Genomic DNA, 19,421 nt, shown 5'->3' with positions numbered 1-19,421 from the left:
AAAATTTAGTTAACCGTTTGGGGAATGTATAGACAATGGGATATTCTGTAAGATTCAAATCAGTATGCATACTATGAGTTCCTGTTTTTAAAAGTCTAATTTATACAAGCCTAACCTGTCCTGAATTGCAAAAGTCTGTACCATAGGTCTCCGATGAGCGTACTTATTTCACGTTTATGCTGAATTATCTCCTTATCGTCGATGCTTCTATCCAGTAGTGAGTAGCCAGCTCTGCCTGTGCGATCCTCGTTTCCGGCAATCTGAGATCGTAAAAAGCTATAATTCTGGAAGGTGAATGATTCAAAACCGCATTTCTATTCATAAGATTCAGTAATTTTAGTGTTTCCTTCTTCCAAGTGCAAGCTCAATGCTAACAATGAGAAGTCAACTACTTAAAGCGGTATAATGGTCGGTTCGTTTATGCCAATTATGCCATTCACATCTTTATTTCGATTTTATTCTAAGAAGAAAATCCCCGAGCCGCCTTAACGGTTCGGTAAGTCTCCAGCTAATTGTATTTAGAATATCTTGAGTATAACTATTGTTTTGCTGCATTGTTCGGAATATATCTTCATCCATGTGTTTGATGTATTTTAGCGCTGCTTTAGCGCGTATTCTATCGCTTTCGTTCTGTATAAATTCATGGGTTTTTTCAAGTAAGAGCCTGAGCACCTCGATATGGACAGCCGTTATTGATTCCCTGATTGTATTTGCCCCGTGAAGCCTGTATGAAAGATATTTCTTGTCGGAAACGTAGAGGAACTTATCCGGGTATTTGAGAAGCACTCTGAGAACAAAATCATAGTCATGCACGTATCTGTATGGTTGAAAAGGCTCTATCTCTTTCAGAATGCTTGATAGGAAAAAGAAATTCGATGTAGTAACTGCTATATTGCCTGAGAGAAATGTCACTTCAAGCGACTTGCTGTTATTATAAATCGACTTTAAGTTTTCGAACCATTCAGAATGGTTCTCTTTATATCCATGACTTTCACTTAAAAATATCAAATCAGTAAATATAAAAACTGCATCTCTCGATTCAGCCTGTTCAAGTAAAAAAGACAGACGTTCGGGATGGTAAACGTCATCGGAATTGATAATTGAGATATACTTACCCTTGGCTATTGAAATGCCCTTGTTGATTGCGTTATGCGCGCCCTGATTTTTCTGACTATAGTATTTTATCCTCGGGTCGTCATACCTTCTTATTACAGCTTCTGTCCCGTCCTTTGAGCCGTCGTTAATGATGACGAATTCAAAATCTGTAAATGTCTGGTTAAGAACGCTTTCTATGGCTTCGCCGACGAACTTTTCATGATTGTAGGCCGGCATTACGACGCTTACTTCTGGATTTTTCATTTAATCTCGTTCATTAAAACATTTTTGATCTTGCAATTAATTTTCCTATCCGCCTTAGCGGTTTTGTTAACTTCCAGCTTCAGATGTTAAGACACAAATTTATATCAAGAAAGTTTCCATCTCACCTTGTAATCTGTTTTGATTGTCCAGGGAATGTAAAACTATGGGGTGTTCCAAAAGGTTTAAGAAAGTGTGCATCTTATACGTATCCCTGCCTTTAAAGTATAATTCATATAAACTGAAATGTTCTGAGCTACAATGGCCTTTACTTCAACTCTTCAGGTTAACCTTATTTCTTTTATTTTACTTCATTATCTCATTATGCTCAATCGGTCTTTAACAAAGGTAGTGCTTGTAGAAACCGAGCCCGCCTCACGGAAAAGCTAACATCCAAAAGTTCTACTTTAGGACTGTCTGCTTAGATAATGGGAAGCTTACATAATCTCTCTTATTCACGGGCGCCGGGGCTCCATCATGCACGTTAGATTATTCCTATAAAATGTGCTAGCTTATTCCTACAAAATGAGTTAGTTAATTCCTACACAATAGGAGGGCAGGATGAAGGCGCTTGTTTTAAGCGGGGGTAGGGGGACGAGACTTAGGCCGCTCACCCATACCATTGCGAAACAACTCATCCCCGTAGCAAATAGGCCAATCATTCACTACGTCATTGACTCTATCAGCACGACAGGAATCAAGGATATCGGGGTCATCATTGCTCCGGAAACAGGTGCAGAAGTCAGAGAGACCGTCGGCGACGGAAGTTTCTGGGGCGTTAAAATAACGTATATTCTTCAAGACGCCCCTTCAGGCCTCGCCCATGCAGTAAAGACGGCTCAAGACTTCCTGGCCGACTCCCCTTTCGTTATGTATCTAGGGGACAACCTTATAGGCTCGGGCATCACTAGCTTTATTGAAGAATTCACACGGGAGCACTCCGATGCCATCATTCTCCTCAAGCCGGTGGCGGAGCCACAGCGGTTCGGGGTGGCCGAAGTAAATGACAAAGGCGAAGTCGTAAAGTTGGTAGAAAAAGCTAAGGAGCCGCCCTCAAACCTTGCCCTTGTCGGTGTCTATGTATTTTCTCCTGAAATCCATCGGGCAATCGAAAAGATAAAGCCTTCATGGAGGGGAGAACTTGAAATCACTGATGCTATACAGGAGCTCATCGCCTCAGGGAAGGCGGTGAGCAGCCACATACTTGAATCCTGGTGGCTGGATACGGGGAAAAAGGATGATATGCTCGAGGCAAACAGGGTGGTGCTTGATGAAATGATACATACCCATATGAAGGGCAACGTAGATGCAGGAAGCAATGTCATAGGAAGGGTTCATATCGAAGAAGACTCTCGTATCGAAAACAGTACCGTCCGGGGCCCGACGATCATCGGAAAGAACACCACAATCAGGGATTCCTTTGTAGGCCCTTATACCAGTATTGGAAACGACTGCCTCATACAGAAGACGTCTGTGGAATTTTCGGTGATACTGGACGGTTCCGAGGTCTCGGGTATAGAGAGACTAGAGGAGAGCCTTATAGGGAAAAATTCGACAATCCATAAGGACCTTTCTCCTCATAAAGCACTCAGGCTGCATATAGGTGACGATTCAGAGGTGGGGCTTTAATGAAATTTAAAGATGGAGAAATTGAAGGTGTTGAGATAAGAGATTTGAGGTTTTTCAATGATGAAAGAGGCTGGCTCTGTGAGCTTTTTAGAAAGGACGATATGGATGAAAGCCTGCATCCCGCCATGTCTTACGTATCGATGACTAAACCCGGCGTACAGCGAGGCCCCCATGCCCACGAAGAGCAGACAGACTACTTTGCCTTTTACTCATCGACGTTCAAACTTGTTCTCTGGGACACAAGGGCCGACTCGCCCACATACGGAAGCCGCATGGTGTTTTTTCTCGGAAAGGAAAGTCCCAAATGCGTGATTATCCCTCCGGGCGTCGTCCACGCCTATAAAAACATCGGTTCCGGAGATGGTATTGTCCTGAATTTTCCCAACAGGCTTTATGCGGGCTGGGGAAAGAAAGAGCCTGTGGATGAGATCCGGTATGAAGACGATCCCGACTCCGCGTATGAGGTGGATTGATGAAAATACTGGTCTCAGGGTCCGGCGGTCAATTGGCTAGGGAGATTATCAAGACTGCACCATCCCATGGCTACGAGGTAGAAGCTCCGGCTAAAGACGCATTTAACGTCACGGATTTCAGGGCGGTCTTTGATGTCATCTCAGACTCGAGGCCCGATATAGTGATAAACTGCGCCGCTTTTAATGATGTGGACAGAGCCGAAAAAAACTGGGAAGATGCCTTCATGGTTAACGGCATAGGTGTGAAGAATCTCGCCTGCGCTTGCCGCAAATATGATGCAGTGCTGGTGCATTTCAGTTCTGATTATGTGTTTTGTGGAGATGGCAGGAGACCTTATACAATAGCCGATAGACCGGAACCGATAAATAGGTACGGGCAGAGCAAACTCCTGGGCGAAGAACTGCTAAAAAACCATCTGGACAGGCATTATTTGATAAGAACAAGCTGGGTTTTCGGTGAGGGGAAATATTCCTTTCCGAAAAAAGTGCTGCAATGGGCATCAACGAACGAGATGCTCAGGATTGTGGATGACCAGATATCTTCTCCTACCTATACCGTGGATCTTGCTGACGCAGTGATGAAGCTGATACGAACGGAAAATTTCGGTCTCTATCATATGACAAATTCCGGCCACTGCAGCAGATATGAATGGGTAGCGTTTATCCTGGAAAAGACAAAGTGGCAAGGCAGGCTTCAGCCGGCAAAGGGTGAAGAGTTCGATACTCCGGCCAGAAGGCCCGGGTTTTCAGTACTCGACAATTTTCCCATTGCCGAAACTCTAGGCTCGTTTCTTCCATCCTGGCAAGACGCGACAGACAGATTTCTAAGGGACGAGGAATGAAAACAGTTCTTGTAACAGGCGGAGTCGGCTTTATAGGAGCAAACTTCATTAGATTGTTGCTAAAAAATTCGGACGACATAACCGTTTACAACCTGGACAAGCTCACATATGCAGGCGATAACAAAAGGCTGAGAGAAGTGGAGTCTGACAAAAGATATCATTTCATACGAGATGACATATCCAACGGTAATGTTGTAAAGGGCATATTTTCAAAGGGCGTTGATACTGTGGTGCATTTTGCGGCTGAAAGCCACGTGGACAGATCAATAACAGATGCTTTTCCCTTCGAGAGAACTAATGTCCGGGGCACGCTTACACTTCTCGATGCCTCAAGGGAGTCCGGCATAGAGAGGTTCATACATATATCCACAGATGAAGTATACGGAGAAATTAAAGAGGGCCAGTTCTTTGAGAATACGCCGCTTAACCCAAACAGCCCCTATTCTGCAAGCAAGGCTGCAGGCGACCATTTCGTCAAGGCCTACATCCACACCTACGGCCTGCCAGCCGTGATTGTCAGACCGTCCAACAATTACGGACCGTGGCAGTACCCTGAAAAACTCATCCCCGTTGTTATCAGCAATGCTATGAGCAACAAGCCTGTGCCGGTCTACGCTCGGGGCTTCAACGTGAGGGAGTGGCTTTATGTCGAGGACTGCGCTGAGGCGGTATTACAGGTCATGAAAAGCGGAAGGCCGGGAGAGGTCTATAATGTGGGAAGCGGCCAGGAAGCTGTCAACATTAACGTGGTTAAGAAAATACTTTCCATACTTGGAAAGCCTGAATCGCTCATAACTTACGTCAAGGACAGGCCCGGCCATGACTTCCGCTACAGCCTGAACTCGGAAAAGATAAAGAAAGAGACGGGCTGGAAGCCGCGAACCGGCTTTGATGAGGGCCTTGAGAAGACCGTAAAGTGGTACCTGGAGAACGAGGCTTGGTGGAGAAAATTTACACTCTAGGTGATGAGAGAATTAAATCCCTCCGTGAGTTGTATGCTCTCTAGACTTCAGGTCCTTCTACGTCTAACAGGGATTTTGAGAAGATCATGTAATATGAAAATAGCGTCTTCAAATATAAAAGAATGAAACGCCGCGTGATAGCTGATTGCACGAGTTTTCCTGTAAAGAATCCCCCAATTAAATGGTACACCGTCCGTGCCCATTGCGGGTGAGTTTTCGAACGCACCGCGACAGCACGTAGCTGGCAGCGATCGGAGAGGAAGTAATGGCAAAACTCGGTGAGATAAAGAAAATGAGAGGAGAGCTGTGTGAGCAAGTCAAAGCCGGCTTTGAGGTTTCATACGAAGGGGGCATGGTTACGCCGCCTTCGGGTCCATTATAAGCTTATAGTTTTGTTTGTGTATCTATTATTTCACCGCCTTTTATAAACAGTATTCTGTCCGTCAGTTCCTCCATCCTTTTTCTGGCATGCGATACGATAATGACCGTCTTGTTGTTGCCGATCAGCTCTTTGATTTTATCTATGCATTTCTCCTGAAACGACTCATCTCCTACTGCAAGGATCTCATCGATTAAAATTATCTCCGAACTGCTGTGGATCGCAATTGAGAAGCCCAGTCTGGCGTTCATGCCGGTGGAATATTTCTTTACGGGCATATTCATAAATTTTTCTTCTATCTCCGCGAATTCGGTAATGTTTTTTATCTTCCTCCTGATTTCATTTATAGTCATTCCGATTATGGTGCCGTTGGTGTATATGTTCTCCTTGCCGGTAAGGTCGGGATGAAATCCCGCGCCGACGGATATCAGAGGAGCCACTCTGCCCACGACGTTTACTTCTCCCCGGTTGGGATACGTCACGGATGCGATAAGCTTCAGGATCGTTGTCTTCCCCGAGCCGTTCGGGCCGAACAGCCCCACGCACTCGCCCTTTTTTATGCGGAGATTTATGTCTTTCAGCGCCCAGAACTCGCCCTCGTCCAGCTTGTCCCTCGGACTACTCGCAAAGAGATTCGTAATCTCCTCTCTGAGGGATCTGTGGAAAACATCCCTTGTCGAGTACTTTTTCCATACGTTTTTAAGCTCTATCAGGGTTTCAGATGACATCCGCAAAGTCTCGCTCTGTTTTTGTAAAGAATCTGTACGACAAAACGTAGAAAACACCAACAATTATGCTGGCAAAAACAAACTGCCAGAGAACTACGCCCCTTCCTTCGATGACGCATCTTCTCATGTTCTCGATTATAAATGTGAGGGGGTTCAAGAAGAGTACGAGCTTCAGTTTAAGGCTCAGATCGTCGATGGAGTAAAGAATGGGCGATGCGAAGAACAGGAGCTGAATCACGAATCCGGTCGCCAGCTTCACATCTCTGTAGTAGACGTTCAGGCTTGACAGGAAAAGCGACACTGCGGTGGTGAAAAAGAACAGGAGCGTGAGGAGCGGAATAATCCACAAGGCGTAAAGAGTAATGTGAATTTTAAATATCATAAGCATGGGGATAAATATAAGAGATGCGACAATGTAGTCTAAAAATGCTATCGCTATTCCGGATAAAGGGAGTATCTCTCTCGGAAAGTAGATTTTTGTGATGAGATTATAATTTCCCGTGAGACTGGAGAACGAATAGTTTACGGATGAAGAAAAAAAGGTCCAGGGTAGGAGACCGGCGTAAAAGAATACGGGCCTCGGGTACCCGGAAATTTTAAACTTGAATATATATGTAAAGACGAACGTGAAAAGGAGCATCATGCTGAGCGGCTGGATTATGGCCCATAGGGCGCCTATTATCGACTGGCGGTATCTGATGTTGAATTCCCGCCAAATATATATATAAAGAAGGTCTCTATAGGGTAAGAGTCGTTTTAGCATATGGAGAATATACGTCCGGTGGAGTTACGGATGAGCATTAATTATACTCCATTTTTCTCCCTATTATCGAATACCAAACCCCGAGCACAAAACCCAGACCGAATTTCCCGCGCATCCTGTGTTTCGTGCTGAAGGGAATCATGAGCTCGGGCAAATATCTCGCGCCGTTAAGGAGGAGCATTACCCACACGAAAAAGGGATATCTGCATCTCAGCTTTGCAAAAGAGTACCCGACCGCGGCGGCTTTATTAGTATCTCTGTATATCAAAGGGGGGTGCATGTACCCTGTTAGATAGGAACGACGAATCTTCTTCCCCCCCGCCGTGAGCCTGACCGCGAGCTCAACGTCCTCCTGCCCTATTATGGCGGACACGAACCCGCCGAGTTCCTCAAGAGTTTCCCTTTTATAAGCCATGCACCTGTTCGTAGGGAAAAACGGGTCGTGATAGCTGTACTTCTCCCTCAGGAGACAGTAGCTCGCGCTTCCGCGGGGCATGACCGCGTCCGCGTCCGAAGTGTCGAACTCGTCGATGATGACGGAGAGAAACTCCTTATCGAGAATAACCGTATCGTCATCCAGAAAAATTATATATCTGCCCTTCGTCCTGGATAAACCGAAGTTCCTGGCGTACCCCATGACGCCGTAGTTCTCCCCGATTGCGAAATAACTCAAGTTGATTGCTCCCTTGAAATGGCTCGCAATATCCCTCCCCGCTTCCGTCCCCCCCCTGTCCTCGACCAGAATCACCTCGAATCTGTTTTTCCCGAGGGTCTGATCCGAAAGGCAGGTCAGTATGTTTCTCAGCAGGTCGGTTCGTCCGTAGAAGTTGATTACGCATGAAATATCGCAGCCTGGCGCGGCCTCGGCAAGCTCGGCATCTCCTCCCAGGGGGAAGGGGAATAAATCGTAACATTTTTTTAAAACCGGCGCCCTCAAGTCCATTGTGTTATTGTTTCGAAAAATATTATAGATTAAATTAGTAGTTTTAATGATATAAATGTCAAGTTTATCGAGCGGCGAAATGGGCGGGAATTTTCAAATATTTATTCGAAAAGGCGATATAACGGAAATGGATGTCGACGCGGTGGTAAACGCCGCCAACACGGATCTCATTCTCGGTAGCGGGGTAGCGGGAGCGATAAGAAATAAAGGCGGCCCTTCAATACAGAGCGAGTGCGACGGGATTGGTCCCGTTCCCCTGGGGGAGGCCGCCGTTACAGGTGCCGGCGACCTCAAAGCGAAATACGTCATTCACGCGGCAGGCATGCGTCCCGGAGGAGCCGTGACCCGCGAGTCCCTCGTAAACTCAACCCGGAACAGTCTTTTGAAGGCCGATGAAAATGGCGCGGCTTCAATAGCTTTCCCCGCCATAGGCACGGGCGTCGGGGGTTTCCCGCTTGGAGAATGCGCCGAAATTATGATAAATACGGTTTCCGGCTATCTTAATAGCGAAGAGAGATCGATTAAAGCCGTTTACTTTGTACTTTTTGACGAGGATGCGTACAGGGTTTTCCAAGAGACATTGAAAACGATCAAAGCCGGAGAAAACAGGTCGTAGATTCCGGTCAGGGAACGAGAAGTGTTGAGCGACACGACAAAACAGCTGGAAGAACTTGTAAGAAACAGGGATCCGCTGAAGATAGAGAAAGAAGGGGATTTTGTTCATGCCGCCGTCATGCTGATACTGAGGGAGAGCGGGGAGGAGTTGTCAATCCTGTTCATAAAAAGACCCGAGAGCGACCGGGACGCTTTCTCCGGACACGTGGCTTTCCCGGGCGGCAAAATGGCGGAAGGGGATAAAAGCAAGCTCGATACGGCGATACGTGAGACCCATGAGGAAATCGGAGTTGATTTAAACTTGTGCGGGCATCTTATCGGCGAGCTCGACGACGTCAATCCCAATAATCCCCGCACCGACAATTATATAGTTACCCCTTACTTGTGCTTGCTTAGCGGTGAGGTTACCTTGAAGCCTAATATGCTTGAAGTCGAGGCTGCGGTATGGGTCCCGCTCAGCCACCTGAAGGATGAAAAAAACGTCAAGATCAGATTCCGGGAGAGGCGCGGGAGAACCGTTCAGGACTACGTTTACAGTTATAAGCAATATATCATCTGGGGTATGACCGGGAGAATAGTGCATCAATTCCTTTCCTTCTCTTCGCATCTGTTCTGATTTCTGGATTTTGACAACCTCTAATGATAGAATTTCAAAAAAACGATATATAATATAGGGAGATAACAATGAGGGGAGTAAATAAAGTGATTTTGATCGGAAACCTGGGCCGCGACCCCGAGATCAGATATACGACGAGCGGACAGGCGGTTGCCAATTTTACTCTGGCTACGACTGAGGGGCATACCAACAAGGAAGGCGAGAAGCAGGAATACACGGAGTGGCACCGGATAGTGGCATGGGGCAGACTGGCGGAGATTTGCGGGGAATATTTATCGAAGGGAAAGATGATTTATGTGGAAGGCGCTCTCAGGACGCGTTCATGGGAGGATAAGGAGGGCAAGACAAGATGGACCACGGAAGTCATTGCGAGAACAATGCAGATGTTAAGCCCGGCGGGTGGTAAGCCGGACGCCTCTTCAGCTTCCGACGACCGCGTTCCGGAGGATTTCGATGTTGACGAGGATTCATTTAATTCTGATGACGATATTCCGTTTTAAGAGTTGATTCAATCATTGTCTGAGTGATAAACCTTCCTTTTTAAATCAACCTTCATATAGATCCGGCTGATTAATCGGGAACCTGATACGGTGAAAAAAAGCGCAGATATCAAAAGAGTCGACAAGCCCTGGGGGCACGAGTTATGGTGGGCCCATACGGACAAGTATGTGGGAAAAATACTCCATATAAATAAAGGTCATAGCTTGAGCTATCAGTATCACGAGATAAAGGATGAGTCTATTTACCTCAGGAGCGGCGAGATGATTCTGGAGATTGAGGAGCAAGGGGGGACGAGAGAGGAAATAAGGCTTGAGCCCGGCGAGTCCGTGAGGATAAAACCTTATACCAGACATAGAATGACCGCCGTGGAGGACTGTGAGGTGTTTGAGGTGTCCACTCCTCATGTAGAGGACATCGTAAGGTTGGAAGACAGATACGGGAGGATTTGAAAAAAAGACATATGAATCTGGCAGTAGTAATTCTTGCGGCGGGAATGGGTAAAAGGATGAAATCGGCTGTGCCCAAAGTGCTTCATCCCGTTCTCGGTCGTCCTATGCTTAGTCATGTCCTGGATGCGGTTAAAAAACTGTCCCCCGACCGTATCGTAATTGTGGTAGGCAAAGGCTCTCGGGACTTAAAGAGCGTAATCGGCTCTGAGGGCATTTCATATGCCGTTCAGGATAAGCAGCTTGGCACGGGGCATGCGGCTAACAGCGCCCGAAGCGACCTGGCCAAGTTCAGAGGGAATATTTTAATTCTTAACGGCGACTTTCCGCTTATTACCTCAAAATCCCTTAAAAGATTTCTGAGCAGGCACGAAAAGAACAAGTCCGATGTTTCGGTCATGACCGCTCTTCTCGACGACCCTGCCGGTTACGGCAGGATAGTTAGAAATAAGAACGAAGGGGTGGAAGAGATAGTCGAGGAGAAGGACGCCACCTCGGAGCAGAGAAAGATAAGGGAGATAAACTCGGGCACTTATTGCGTTAAGAGCGCTTTTCTCTGGGACGCGCTTTCAAGAATTAATTCAAGGAACAAACAAAGAGAGTATTACCTGACCGATATAATAGGAATCGCCTCCAGGAACAAACGCGAAGTTTCAGGCGTGGTCGTCTCGGACAGCGATGAAGTTATAGGTGTAAACGACAGGGCTCAGCTTTCCCGGGTTGAGAACATAATGAAAGAAAGGATAAACTCCCGCCTGATGCGCTCGGGGGTAACGATTATCGATCCCGCAAGCACGTATATTTCCCCCGACGTCAAGATCGGCCGCGACTCGGTTCTCTATCCGGGTACGCATATATACGGAAACACCAGGATCGGCGCGGGCTCGACAATAGGCCCTTCAGTGTGGATAGAGGATTCCGAGCTGGGAAACGGAGTTACCGTCAAGCTCTCCTCATATATATCGAACGCCGTTATTAAAAACGATGTAACGGTCGGGCCGTTCGCGCACCTGCGTCCGGAAACCCGGATCATGGAGGGAGCGAAGATCGGAAATTTTGTGGAGATAAAACAATCAGAAATCGGCAGAGGGTCCAAAGTTCCCCATTTATCCTACGTGGGGGACGCCGTTCTGGGTAAAGGCGTCAACATAGGCGCGGGATCTATCACCTGTAATTACGACGGATTCAATAAGCATCAAACTGTTGTGGCGGATGATGTTTTCATCGGAAGCGACACGATGCTGGTCGCTCCCGTAAAGGTGGGGAAGGGGGCCACCACAGGGGCGGGCTCTACGATTACGAAAGATGTCCCTGAAGGCGCCCTTGCGATAGGCAGGGCACGGCAGACGGTTATTGAAAACTGGAGTAGAAAGCCGAAGGAGAAGAAGGCGAAAAAGTAAATGTGCGGAATAGTCGGCTACGTCGGGAATCGCGGTAAAACTGTGGGCGTTCTTCTGGAGGGCCTGACCAGGCTCGAGTACCGGGGGTACGATTCCTCTGGAATCGCGCTTATGGAGAGCGGGCGTCCGAGGGTATACAGAAGCACGGGAAAGCTTGAAAATCTGAAGAAGAAATTGAGTAAGCACGAATCTGACGGAGCCCTCGGCATAGGACACACGAGATGGGCTACTCACGGAGACGCGACTGAAAGAAACGCGCACCCCCATACCTCAGGGGGGACTTCGGTCGTGCATAACGGCATAATAGAGAATTTTGCCCGGCTCAAGAACGAGCTAATAAAAAAGGGCTACGAATTTTGCTCCGACACGGATACCGAAATCTTCGCCCATCTAATCGAGGATTTTTCAAAGAGCGGTCTGGAGTTGGAGGACGCAGTAAGGGCGGCCTTAAAAAGGGTGGAAGGCTCTTACGCCCTGGCAGTCATTTCCGAAAGGGACCCTGACAAGGTTATCGCGGCCAGACAGTTCTCCCCCCTTATAGTAGCCGTGGGCGAGCACGAGAATTACCTTGCCTCCGACATACCCGCGGTTCTTCCGTTCTGCCGTAACGTCATATTCCTTGAAGACGGCGACGTCGCCGTGCTCGAGCGCGAGGGAGTAAGGATAACGGATCTCGAGGGCAACCCGCTTAAAAGAGCAGCGCAGACCATAAACTGGGACCCCGCTTCGGTCGAAAAGTGCGGGTACCGCCATTTTATGATTAAGGAAATACACGAGCAGCCTCGGGCCGTCCTCGATACGATGCGCGGGAGGTTCTCGGAAGAGACCGGAGAGGTATTCCTCGAGGGCCTGGATAGTTCTTATCTGAAGGATATAAACAGAATAGAGGCCCTTGCGTGCGGCACGTCCTACCACGCTTCCCTCATCGGGAAATATATGATAGAAACTATTGCCGGGGTTCCGGTTCAGGTGGATATTGCCTCCGAGTTCCGGTACCGGAATCCGATCATAGATAAAAAAACGCTTGCGATAGCCGTCTCCCAGTCGGGGGAGACGGCTGACACATCGGAGGCTTTGCTTGAGGCGCGGGATCGCGGGGCCAGGACGCTTGGAATAACGAACGTGTTGATGAGCAAAATCGCCAGGGAGTCGGGCGGCGTTATTTATACGCATGCCGGGCCCGAAATCGGGGTTGCGTCCACCAAGGCGTTTACGACCCAGCTCATGGCGTTTTTCCTCTTTTCCATCTATCTCGGCAGGATTAAAAAACGGCTCAATAAAAAAAGCGCGTCTGATCTCATAAGGGAGGCGATCCGAATTCCGCAGTTGATCCAGGTGACCCTAAAGCTTGACGATTACATTAAAGAGCTTGCGGAAGAATTCTTCCAGTACGGAAATTTTTTATATCTCGGACGGGGAATAAATCATCCCGTGGCTTTCGAAGGGGCGCTTAAGCTAAAGGAAGTCTCCTACATACATGCCGAGGGCTACGCGGCGGGCGAGATGAAGCACGGCCCGATAGCGCTCATAGACGAGAATATGCCCCTCGTTTTAATCGCGCCAGATGACGGGATTACATACAGGAAAATTTTGGGTAATCTTCAGGAGGTAAGGGCCAGGAGGGGAAAGGTTATTTTCCTCACTTCCGATACCGGAGCCGAGGAACTTAAGGGTAATGTAGACAGGGTAATTGAAGTACCCGGGAGCCATTATTTGTTGAGTCCCCTTATTTCGGTAATCCCGCTTCAGCTTCTTGCCTACCACATTGCGACGTTAAAAGGCACGGATGTCGATCAGCCGAGAAATCTGGCAAAGGTTGTGACCGTAGAGTAGCGTTTCCCGCGCGCATTCCTGAGGACTGAGTGTCTGTCTCAGAACCGCCATTAATACAGACGGTCTTTGGTTTCGCATCCCGGTCCTGATCTCGAAATTTTGTTCGACGAGATTATCCGAATGAAGTTCAAACTGCTCAAGCTTCTGTCAAGTCTTCACGCTAAAATTTTCGGTAGGCCTGAATGCAGCAGGTTTAACGAAATTCTGGTTTTGCTGGGTCTTAAAGGTCTGGGCGTCCGAAATTATGGAACCAAAAAATTAAGCGGAGAAATACCGTTTACCAAAAGTGTCCTTCTCAAAATTGACGGACCGAACAACACTATTCTCGATGTTGGAGCAAACGAGGGGAATTTTACTCAAGAGGTTTTAAACAACAGCGACTTCTTAAATGTGGTTGCTGTAGAGCCGCATCCCCGGACGTTCGAAAGGTTATATAACAGATATGTGCATAATGATCGTGTGACACTGCTAAATATTGGAGCGGGTGACCGGGATGCGACTTTGTCTTTGTTTGACTATAGCGACAGGAGGGGATCTACACACGCGTCTTTTTTCAGAGAAGCAATTGAAGAGGCCCATCATGTAACAGCTGCTGAATGGGAGGTCCCGGTTCGGAAACTTGATGACGTTGTTTCCGAGAACGAATTACAAGTTGTTTTCGTAAAAATAGATGTGGAAGGATTTGAGTTTAACGTACTCAAGGGACTTGGAGAAACAATACGTCGGCAAAAGGTTCCATACATTCTTATCGAATTCAATGAAATGAATATCTATTCCGGGACGTTTCTCAGAAACTTTATGGATTTCCTGGACGACTATGAACCCTTTCGGATATTGCCCTATGGTCGATTGCTGGGATTGAGGCCGTATCGACCTTTTTTTGCAGAGATATTTACATATCAAAATATCGTATTTATCAGAAAGGAGCTCGTTTTGTCTTGAATCAGGCATGCGTCTTTCGGGCGTATTCGGACCGGATCTTTCACAAAAAAGAGGATTATTACATAATGCGTTTTTACAACCGCATAATATCTGGTAAATTAACGGGCTTCTTGCACTACAAACCGTAATTGAAGAGGTAATTGCAAATACTATGAAAGTGCTCGTCGTAGGAAGCGGGGGCAGAGAACACGCCCTTTGCTGGAAAATAAGGCAGAGCCCCCTTGTTCAAACGCTTTACTGCGCTCCGGGCAATCCGGGTATCGCCGGGCACGCCGATTGCGTTGATATTAAAGTTTCGGACGTCGAGGGGCTGCTCAGGTTCGCCAGGGCGGAGGAGATAGACCTCACGGTCGTGGGGCCGGAGTTTCCCCTCTCGCTCGGGATTGTGGACAGGTTCTGTGAAGAGGGCCTCGATATATTCGGCCCTGCGAGCGCCGCGGCGGAGATCGAGACGAGCAAGGTCTTCTCAAAGAATTTAATGAAGAAATACGATATCCCGACGGCTTTTTTCTCCGCCTTCCGTAATTTTGATGAGGCCGTAAACTGGGTCAGGGAGGTCAAGCCTCCTCTGGTTGTAAAGGCCGACGGCCTCGCCGCCGGAAAAGGGGTGTTTATTTGCGAAACCGAGGAACAGGCCGTAGAGGTCCTCGACGATATAATGAGGCGAAAGATTTTCGGCGATTCGGGCGATATGGTTGTGGTGGAGCAGTTCCTCAGGGGCGAAGAAGTATCCTTCTTCGCTTTTACCGACGGAACGAATGTAATTCCTCTGGAATCATCCCAGGACCACAAAGCGCTTCTTGACGGTGATGAGGGCCCTAATACGGGGGGAATGGGAGCGTACTCTCCCGCCCCCGTTCTTACGCCCGAGCTCACGGAAAAAGTGATGAACCGGATAATGATTCCCACGATAAGGGCTATGAAGGAAGAGGGCAGGGAGTACAAGGGCATCCTGTACGCGGGTCTGATGATCGAGGATTCCGAACCCAGGGTTCTCGAGTTCAACTGCAGGTTCGGAGACCCGGAGGCGCAGCCCCTTCTGATGAGAATAGATTCCGATATTGTCCCTGTTCTGAAAGCTGTTGCCGGGGAGGGTCTTTCCGACGAAACGATAGAATGGAAAGAAGAGGCTTCCGTCTGTGTGGTTCTGGCTTCGAAGGGGTATCCTGGGGATTACAAGCGCGGAGCCCAAATAAAAGGACTGGATAAGCTCGACAAGATGGAAAACGTGCTCGTCTTTCATTCCGGCACTGCGGTTGAAGAGGGGAATGTGGTTACCAGCGGAGGAAGGGTTCTGGGTATAACCGCGCTCGGCAAGGACGTTCGAGGTGCCATAGAGCTTGCGTACAGAGCAGTGGGGGAAATCGATTGCGAGTCTCTTTATTACCGAACGGATATAGGCAAGAAAGCGCTCAGGCACGTTTAAAGGCGCCCGGACATTTTCCCGTATCATGATTCCTGTGAAGGAGGTGATAACATGGCGGAAGTATGGTTTATAAGCATTGACACTCGGTCCCTTGAAGGGCTCGAGCCGAGACATGAGGGTAGCTTCATCGAATGTGTCGAATTTCTGGAGCTCAGGCCTGACAATTGGGAGTGTGAGCCTGAAGCTCTTCCGGACTTTAAAACCGGGAATCCGCTGATAGACGACAGCGGCTACATTTACGTGCTCATGAGAGCTACGGGAGAAGAAATAGAAGAATTCGGCGACAACAGGTGGAAGCCCGGATGGTATAAGTCACCTCTTACAATAGTCGGATTTGAAAAGAATCTCAGAAAAAAACCCGGATAAAAGGACTTTTTTCTTGACATGGATGTTCTTTTCTGGATATATTAGTTGGATTAACTTTTTATGGAGATAAGCATTAGTGCCTACAATTAGTCAGTTGGTTAGAGATGGAAGAAAACGGGCCAAGAAGAAGAGCAAAGCCCCCGCGCTTCAGAATTGTCCTCAGAAAAGAGGAGTCTGTGTCAGGGTATATACGACTACGCCCAAAAAACCTAATTCTGCGCTCAGAAAAGTAGCGCGTATAAGGCTCACGAACGGTGTTGAGGTCACTGGTTATATCCCCGGGGAGGGGCATACCCTTCAGGAACACTCCGTAATACTAGTAAGGGGTGGAAGGGTCAAGGACCTTCCGGGCGTCAGATATCACATTGTCAGGGGAACGCTGGATTCGACAGGGGTGTCTAACAGAAGACAGGGCCGTTCGAAATACGGAGCCAAGAAGCCTAAATAATTAAAGGGACAGATTGAAATGCCTAGAAAGGGACCAGTAACAAAGAGAAAGGTTCCCGTCGATCCCAAATATGGTGATTTGACGGTCGCGAAGTTTATAAATTCGCTCATGTACGACGGCAAGAAGAGCAAGGCCGAGAAGATATTTTACTCTGCGATGGATGTTATTGCCGAGAAGACGGGCAAGGAGCCGCTTGAGGTTTTTTTAGCCGCTATGGATAATGTAAAGCCCGGTATAGAGGTAAGGCCGCGCAGGGTCGGGGGCGCCACGTATCAGGTGCCTATGGAGGTAAGCTCTTTCCGCCGCCAGTCTCTTGCCATAAGGTGGATGCTTTCTGCGATAAGAAAGAGAGAGGGGAAGTCGATGGTCGAGAAGCTTTCGGGTGAAATCATGGAAGCCGCGGAAGGCCGCGGGGGATCCATAAAGAAAAGGGAAGACACGCACAAAATGGCGGACGCGAACAGGGCGTTCGCTCATTACAGGTGGTAATAAATTCGGAGGAGTTTTGTGGAAAAGGCAATACCTATAGATAGAGTCAGAAATATTGGAATCGTGGCGCATATAGACGCCGGTAAGACTACTACCACCGAGCGTATCCTGTACTATACCGGTCTTACCTACAAGATCGGAGAAGTCCACGAAGGCACCGCCACAATGGACTGGATGGAGCAGGAAAGGGAAAGGGGTATCACCATTACCTCGGCGACCACTACGTGCTTCTGGAATGACCATAGGATTAATATCATCGATACTCCCGGCCACGTGGATTTCACAATCGAAGTGGAAAGGTCTTTAAAGGTGCTCGACGGCGCTGTAGTGGTTTTTGACTCCGTGGGAGGCGTGGAGCCTCAGTCCGAGACCGTCTGGAGACAGGCCGACAGGTACAGGGTTCCCAGGATGGCGTTTGTAAATAAGATGGACAAAGTCGGCGCTGATTTCGGACAGGTCGTGTCCCAGATAAAAGAAAGGCTGAACGCCAATCCGGTTCCCCTTCATCTGCCGTACTTCGAAGGGGACGAATTTAAAGGAATAATAGACCTTATAAAAATGAAGCTCGCCGTCTGGGATGACGATTCCCTCGGATCGAAATACGAGCTCGTGGATATACCGGAGAGCATGCTTTCGGAATCCGAGACCGGCAGGGAGCACCTGCTCGAGTCGATTGCCGATTTTGACGAAGAAATAATGGAAAATTATCTTAACGGCGAGCCGGTTTCAGAAGAGCAGATTGTCAAGGCAGTAAGAAAAGCCACCGTATCGCTCAGCATGGTGCCTGTAATACTGGGGACCGCGTTTAAAAATAAAGGTGTTCAGCTGCTTCTGGATTCTATAGTAAGCTTTATGCCCGCCCCTTCCGAGCTTCCTCCGGTTGAAGGGATTAATACCGAAACCGAGCAGGCGGAGACGAGAAATCCGAGTGATGATGAGCCGTTCTCCGCGCTGGCGTTTAAAATTATGACCGACCCGTACGTCGGACAGCTTACATATTTGAGAATATATTCCGGGAAACTTGTCTCGGGCACTACCGTATTTAACTCGACAAAGGATAAAAGGGAAAAAATCGGAAGGCTCCTCCGAATGCACTCCAATAAAAGGGAGGACATCAAGGAGATTGGAGCGGGAGGAATTGTCGCCGCCGTCGGTCTTAAATCGACCACCACGGGCGACACGCTCTGTGACGAAGACCACCCGATACTGCTTGAAAGCCTTTACTTCGCGGAGCCCGTAATATCGATCGCGATCGAGCCGAAAACCAAATCCGACCAGGAAAGACTTGCGTTATCACTCAATAAAATTTCACTTGAAGATCCGACATTTAAAGTTAAGCATGATGAAGAAACCGCCCAGACACTTATTTCCGGTATGGGTGAGTTGCACCTGGAGATTATCGTTGACAGGCTGAAGCGTGAATTCAACGTGGACGCGAATGTGGGAAGACCCCAGGTCGCTTACAGGGAGACGGTTACCCGGCCTTCGGACGTCGAATCGAAGTTTATCAGGCAGACCGGCGGCAGGGGTCAGTACGGGCATGTTAAAATCAAGATGGAGCCCGGAGAAGAGGGTTCCGGAATTAATTTTGTAGATGAGATCAAGGGCGGCACCATACCGAGAGAGTTTATACCCGCTGTGGAAAAGGGCATAAGAGAGGCTTCTGAAACGGGTGTGGTCGCGGGCTATCCGGTCATCGATTTGACCGTAAGGCTTTACGACGGTTCTTACCACGATGTGGACAGTTCGGAAATCGCTTTTAAGATTGCGGCCTCGATGGCTTTTAAGGACGCGGTTTTGCGCGCAAAGCCTATAATTCTCGAGCCGCTCATGAAAGTAGAGGTTGTGGTTCCCGAGGACTTTATGGGATCTGTGATGGGGAATCTTAGCTCCAGAAGGGGCAAGATCATGGGCTCGGAGCTACGCGGCGCCATGCAGGCGATAAGGGCTGAAGTCCCGCTTTCGGAAATGTTCGGCTATGCCACCGAGTTAAGGTCTATGACTGAAGGACGGGGCTCGTTCACAATGGAATTTGCGCATTATTCCCCGCTGCCCGAAAGTCTTTCGGAAAATCTTAAGACGAATGTACAGGCTGTTCAGTAACACAGGCCGTGAACTTCACGTAAGGAGGTAGAGAGATAAGATGTCTAAGGAGAGATTTGCGCGGGGGAAGCCGCACTTAAACATAGGGACTATAGGTCACGTAGACCATGGTAAGACGACGCTCACGGCGGCGATAACGAAGGTATTGGACAAGGCCGGAG

22 protein-coding genes are annotated in these 19,421 nt (G+C 48.2%); 17 read left to right on the top strand and 5 right to left on the bottom strand.

The features are described from left to right. Positions 1 to 184: 184 nt before the first annotated feature. Complete coding sequence (locus tag RIG61_14185; GenBank protein MEQ9620306.1) at positions 185 to 322, bottom strand: hypothetical protein; 138 nt, start codon at positions 320 to 322, stop codon at positions 185 to 187. A gap of 122 nt (positions 323 to 444) precedes the next feature. Beyond that, positions 445 to 1,359, bottom strand: coding sequence for a glycosyltransferase (locus tag RIG61_14180; protein MEQ9620305.1), 915 nt, complete (start codon positions 1,357 to 1,359; stop codon positions 445 to 447). A gap of 558 nt (positions 1,360 to 1,917) precedes the next feature. Here RIG61_14180 and RIG61_14175 point away from each other — a divergent pair. The 4 genes from RIG61_14175 to rfbB are packed head-to-tail and all read left to right on the top strand — an operon-like array spanning position 1,918 to position 5,262. Then, complete coding sequence (locus RIG61_14175) at positions 1,918 to 2,985, top strand: glucose-1-phosphate thymidylyltransferase (protein MEQ9620304.1); 1,068 nt, start codon at positions 1,918 to 1,920, stop codon at positions 2,983 to 2,985. Then, positions 2,985 to 3,458 (top strand): dTDP-4-dehydrorhamnose 3,5-epimerase family protein, encoded by a 474-nt coding sequence (locus RIG61_14170; GenBank protein MEQ9620303.1) that lies wholly within the window; start codon positions 2,985 to 2,987, stop codon positions 3,456 to 3,458. The genes RIG61_14175 and RIG61_14170 overlap by 1 nt, the downstream gene beginning before the upstream one ends. Beyond that, positions 3,458 to 4,300 carry a dTDP-4-dehydrorhamnose reductase gene (rfbD, locus tag RIG61_14165; protein MEQ9620302.1) on the top strand — a complete coding sequence of 281 codons (843 nt, stop codon included), beginning with the start codon at positions 3,458 to 3,460 and terminating at the stop codon, positions 4,298 to 4,300. The genes RIG61_14170 and rfbD overlap by 1 nt, the downstream gene beginning before the upstream one ends. Next, complete coding sequence (rfbB, locus tag RIG61_14160) at positions 4,297 to 5,262, top strand: dTDP-glucose 4,6-dehydratase (GenBank protein MEQ9620301.1); 966 nt, start codon at positions 4,297 to 4,299, stop codon at positions 5,260 to 5,262. Before rfbD ends, rfbB begins: the two co-directional genes overlap by 4 nt. 384 nt (positions 5,263 to 5,646) lie before the next feature. Here the strand turns inward: rfbB and RIG61_14155 are convergent, their stop codons facing one another. The 3 genes from RIG61_14155 to RIG61_14145 are packed head-to-tail and all read right to left on the bottom strand — an operon-like array spanning position 5,647 to position 8,075. Beyond that, positions 5,647 to 6,369, bottom strand: a complete 723-nt coding sequence (locus RIG61_14155; GenBank protein ID MEQ9620300.1) for an ABC transporter ATP-binding protein — start codon at positions 6,367 to 6,369, stop codon at positions 5,647 to 5,649. Continuing rightward, positions 6,359 to 7,132 (bottom strand): ABC transporter permease, encoded by a 774-nt coding sequence (locus RIG61_14150; protein MEQ9620299.1) that lies wholly within the window; start codon positions 7,130 to 7,132, stop codon positions 6,359 to 6,361. The genes RIG61_14155 and RIG61_14150 overlap by 11 nt, the downstream gene beginning before the upstream one ends. Before the next feature lie 37 nt (positions 7,133 to 7,169). Then, a complete protein-coding gene (locus RIG61_14145) occupies positions 7,170 to 8,075 on the bottom strand; it encodes a glycosyltransferase (protein ID MEQ9620298.1) in 906 nt (301 codons plus the stop codon). A gap of 55 nt (positions 8,076 to 8,130) precedes the next feature. Here RIG61_14145 and RIG61_14140 point away from each other — a divergent pair, with 55 nt between their 5' ends. The 13 genes from RIG61_14140 to RIG61_14080 all read left to right on the top strand — a co-directional run. Continuing rightward, positions 8,131 to 8,691: a macro domain-containing protein gene (locus RIG61_14140; protein MEQ9620297.1), complete on the top strand. Its 561-nt coding sequence runs from the start codon at positions 8,131 to 8,133 to the stop codon at positions 8,689 to 8,691. Between the two features lie 24 nt (positions 8,692 to 8,715). After that, positions 8,716 to 9,306, top strand: a complete 591-nt coding sequence (locus tag RIG61_14135) for a CoA pyrophosphatase (protein ID MEQ9620296.1) — start codon at positions 8,716 to 8,718, stop codon at positions 9,304 to 9,306. Between the two features lie 68 nt (positions 9,307 to 9,374). Continuing rightward, positions 9,375 to 9,806, top strand: coding sequence for a single-stranded DNA-binding protein (locus tag RIG61_14130; protein MEQ9620295.1), 432 nt, complete (start codon positions 9,375 to 9,377; stop codon positions 9,804 to 9,806). 90 nt (positions 9,807 to 9,896) lie between these two features. Then, the gene (locus RIG61_14125) at positions 9,897 to 10,256 is read left to right on the top strand and encodes a cupin domain-containing protein (protein ID MEQ9620294.1); all 360 of its coding nucleotides are present in this window, start codon (positions 9,897 to 9,899) and stop codon (positions 10,254 to 10,256) included. Then, entirely contained in the window at positions 10,253 to 11,653 is a 1,401-nt protein-coding gene (gene glmU / locus RIG61_14120; GenBank protein ID MEQ9620293.1) for a bifunctional UDP-N-acetylglucosamine diphosphorylase/glucosamine-1-phosphate N-acetyltransferase GlmU, read from the top strand. The genes RIG61_14125 and glmU overlap by 4 nt, the downstream gene beginning before the upstream one ends. After that, positions 11,654 to 13,486, top strand: coding sequence for a glutamine--fructose-6-phosphate transaminase (isomerizing) (glmS, locus tag RIG61_14115; protein ID MEQ9620292.1), 1,833 nt, complete (start codon positions 11,654 to 11,656; stop codon positions 13,484 to 13,486). Between the two features lie 120 nt (positions 13,487 to 13,606). Next, on the top strand, positions 13,607 to 14,428 hold the full coding sequence (locus RIG61_14110) for an FkbM family methyltransferase (GenBank protein ID MEQ9620291.1): 822 nt from the start codon (positions 13,607 to 13,609) through the stop codon (positions 14,426 to 14,428). A 151-nt stretch (positions 14,429 to 14,579) separates the two neighbouring features. Continuing rightward, positions 14,580 to 15,854, top strand: coding sequence for a phosphoribosylamine--glycine ligase (gene purD / locus RIG61_14105; protein ID MEQ9620290.1), 1,275 nt, complete (start codon positions 14,580 to 14,582; stop codon positions 15,852 to 15,854). A 51-nt stretch (positions 15,855 to 15,905) separates the two neighbouring features. Beyond that, positions 15,906 to 16,220 (top strand): hypothetical protein, encoded by a 315-nt coding sequence (locus RIG61_14100; GenBank protein ID MEQ9620289.1) that lies wholly within the window; start codon positions 15,906 to 15,908, stop codon positions 16,218 to 16,220. Positions 16,221 to 16,296: 76 nt separating this feature from the next. Beyond that, positions 16,297 to 16,668, top strand: a complete 372-nt coding sequence (rpsL, locus tag RIG61_14095) for a 30S ribosomal protein S12 (protein ID MEQ9620288.1) — start codon at positions 16,297 to 16,299, stop codon at positions 16,666 to 16,668. 18 nt (positions 16,669 to 16,686) lie between these two features. Further along, complete coding sequence (gene rpsG, locus RIG61_14090) at positions 16,687 to 17,157, top strand: 30S ribosomal protein S7 (GenBank protein ID MEQ9620287.1); 471 nt, start codon at positions 16,687 to 16,689, stop codon at positions 17,155 to 17,157. Positions 17,158 to 17,175: 18 nt separating this feature from the next. Continuing rightward, positions 17,176 to 19,260 (top strand): elongation factor G, encoded by a 2,085-nt coding sequence (gene fusA / locus RIG61_14085; protein ID MEQ9620286.1) that lies wholly within the window; start codon positions 17,176 to 17,178, stop codon positions 19,258 to 19,260. Between the two features lie 40 nt (positions 19,261 to 19,300). After that, positions 19,301 to 19,421, top strand: a 121-nt coding sequence (locus RIG61_14080) for a GTP-binding protein (GenBank protein ID MEQ9620285.1), incomplete at its 3' end; no start/stop codon positions are given.

It is taken from the genome of Deltaproteobacteria bacterium (genome assembly GCA_040223695.1).
Taxonomy (GTDB): Bacteria; Desulfobacterota_D; UBA1144; order Nemesobacterales; family UBA2774; genus JAVKFU01.
Note: the sequence above shows the minus strand (reverse complement) of the source record. Positions and strands in the feature narration are given on the sequence as shown.

Bases quoted from the DNA above. Each gene is read 5' to 3' on its own strand.
- RIG61_14185 (MEQ9620306.1), bottom strand. From the start codon at position 322: ATGAATAGAAATGCGGTTTTGAATCATTCACCTTCCAGAATTATAGCT.
- RIG61_14180 (MEQ9620305.1), bottom strand. From the start codon at position 1,359: ATGAAAAATCCAGAAGTAAGCGTCGTAATGCCGGCCTACAATCATGAA.
- RIG61_14175 (MEQ9620304.1), top strand. From the start codon at position 1,918: ATGAAGGCGCTTGTTTTAAGCGGGGGTAGGGGGACGAGACTTAGGCCG.
- RIG61_14170 (MEQ9620303.1), top strand. From the start codon at position 2,985: ATGAAATTTAAAGATGGAGAAATTGAAGGTGTTGAGATAAGAGATTTG.
- rfbD (MEQ9620302.1), top strand. From the start codon at position 3,458: ATGAAAATACTGGTCTCAGGGTCCGGCGGTCAATTGGCTAGGGAGATT.
- rfbB (MEQ9620301.1), top strand. From the start codon at position 4,297: ATGAAAACAGTTCTTGTAACAGGCGGAGTCGGCTTTATAGGAGCAAAC.
- RIG61_14155 (MEQ9620300.1), bottom strand. From the start codon at position 6,369: ATGTCATCTGAAACCCTGATAGAGCTTAAAAACGTATGGAAAAAGTAC.
- RIG61_14150 (MEQ9620299.1), bottom strand. From the start codon at position 7,132: ATGCTAAAACGACTCTTACCCTATAGAGACCTTCTTTATATATATATT.
- RIG61_14145 (MEQ9620298.1), bottom strand. From the start codon at position 8,075: ATGGACTTGAGGGCGCCGGTTTTAAAAAAATGTTACGATTTATTCCCC.
- RIG61_14140 (MEQ9620297.1), top strand. From the start codon at position 8,131: ATGTCAAGTTTATCGAGCGGCGAAATGGGCGGGAATTTTCAAATATTT.
- RIG61_14130 (MEQ9620295.1), top strand. From the start codon at position 9,375: ATGAGGGGAGTAAATAAAGTGATTTTGATCGGAAACCTGGGCCGCGAC.
- glmS (MEQ9620292.1), top strand. From the start codon at position 11,654: ATGTGCGGAATAGTCGGCTACGTCGGGAATCGCGGTAAAACTGTGGGC.
- RIG61_14110 (MEQ9620291.1), top strand. From the start codon at position 13,607: ATGAAGTTCAAACTGCTCAAGCTTCTGTCAAGTCTTCACGCTAAAATT.
- purD (MEQ9620290.1), top strand. From the start codon at position 14,580: ATGAAAGTGCTCGTCGTAGGAAGCGGGGGCAGAGAACACGCCCTTTGC.
- RIG61_14100 (MEQ9620289.1), top strand. From the start codon at position 15,906: ATGGCGGAAGTATGGTTTATAAGCATTGACACTCGGTCCCTTGAAGGG.
- rpsG (MEQ9620287.1), top strand. From the start codon at position 16,687: ATGCCTAGAAAGGGACCAGTAACAAAGAGAAAGGTTCCCGTCGATCCC.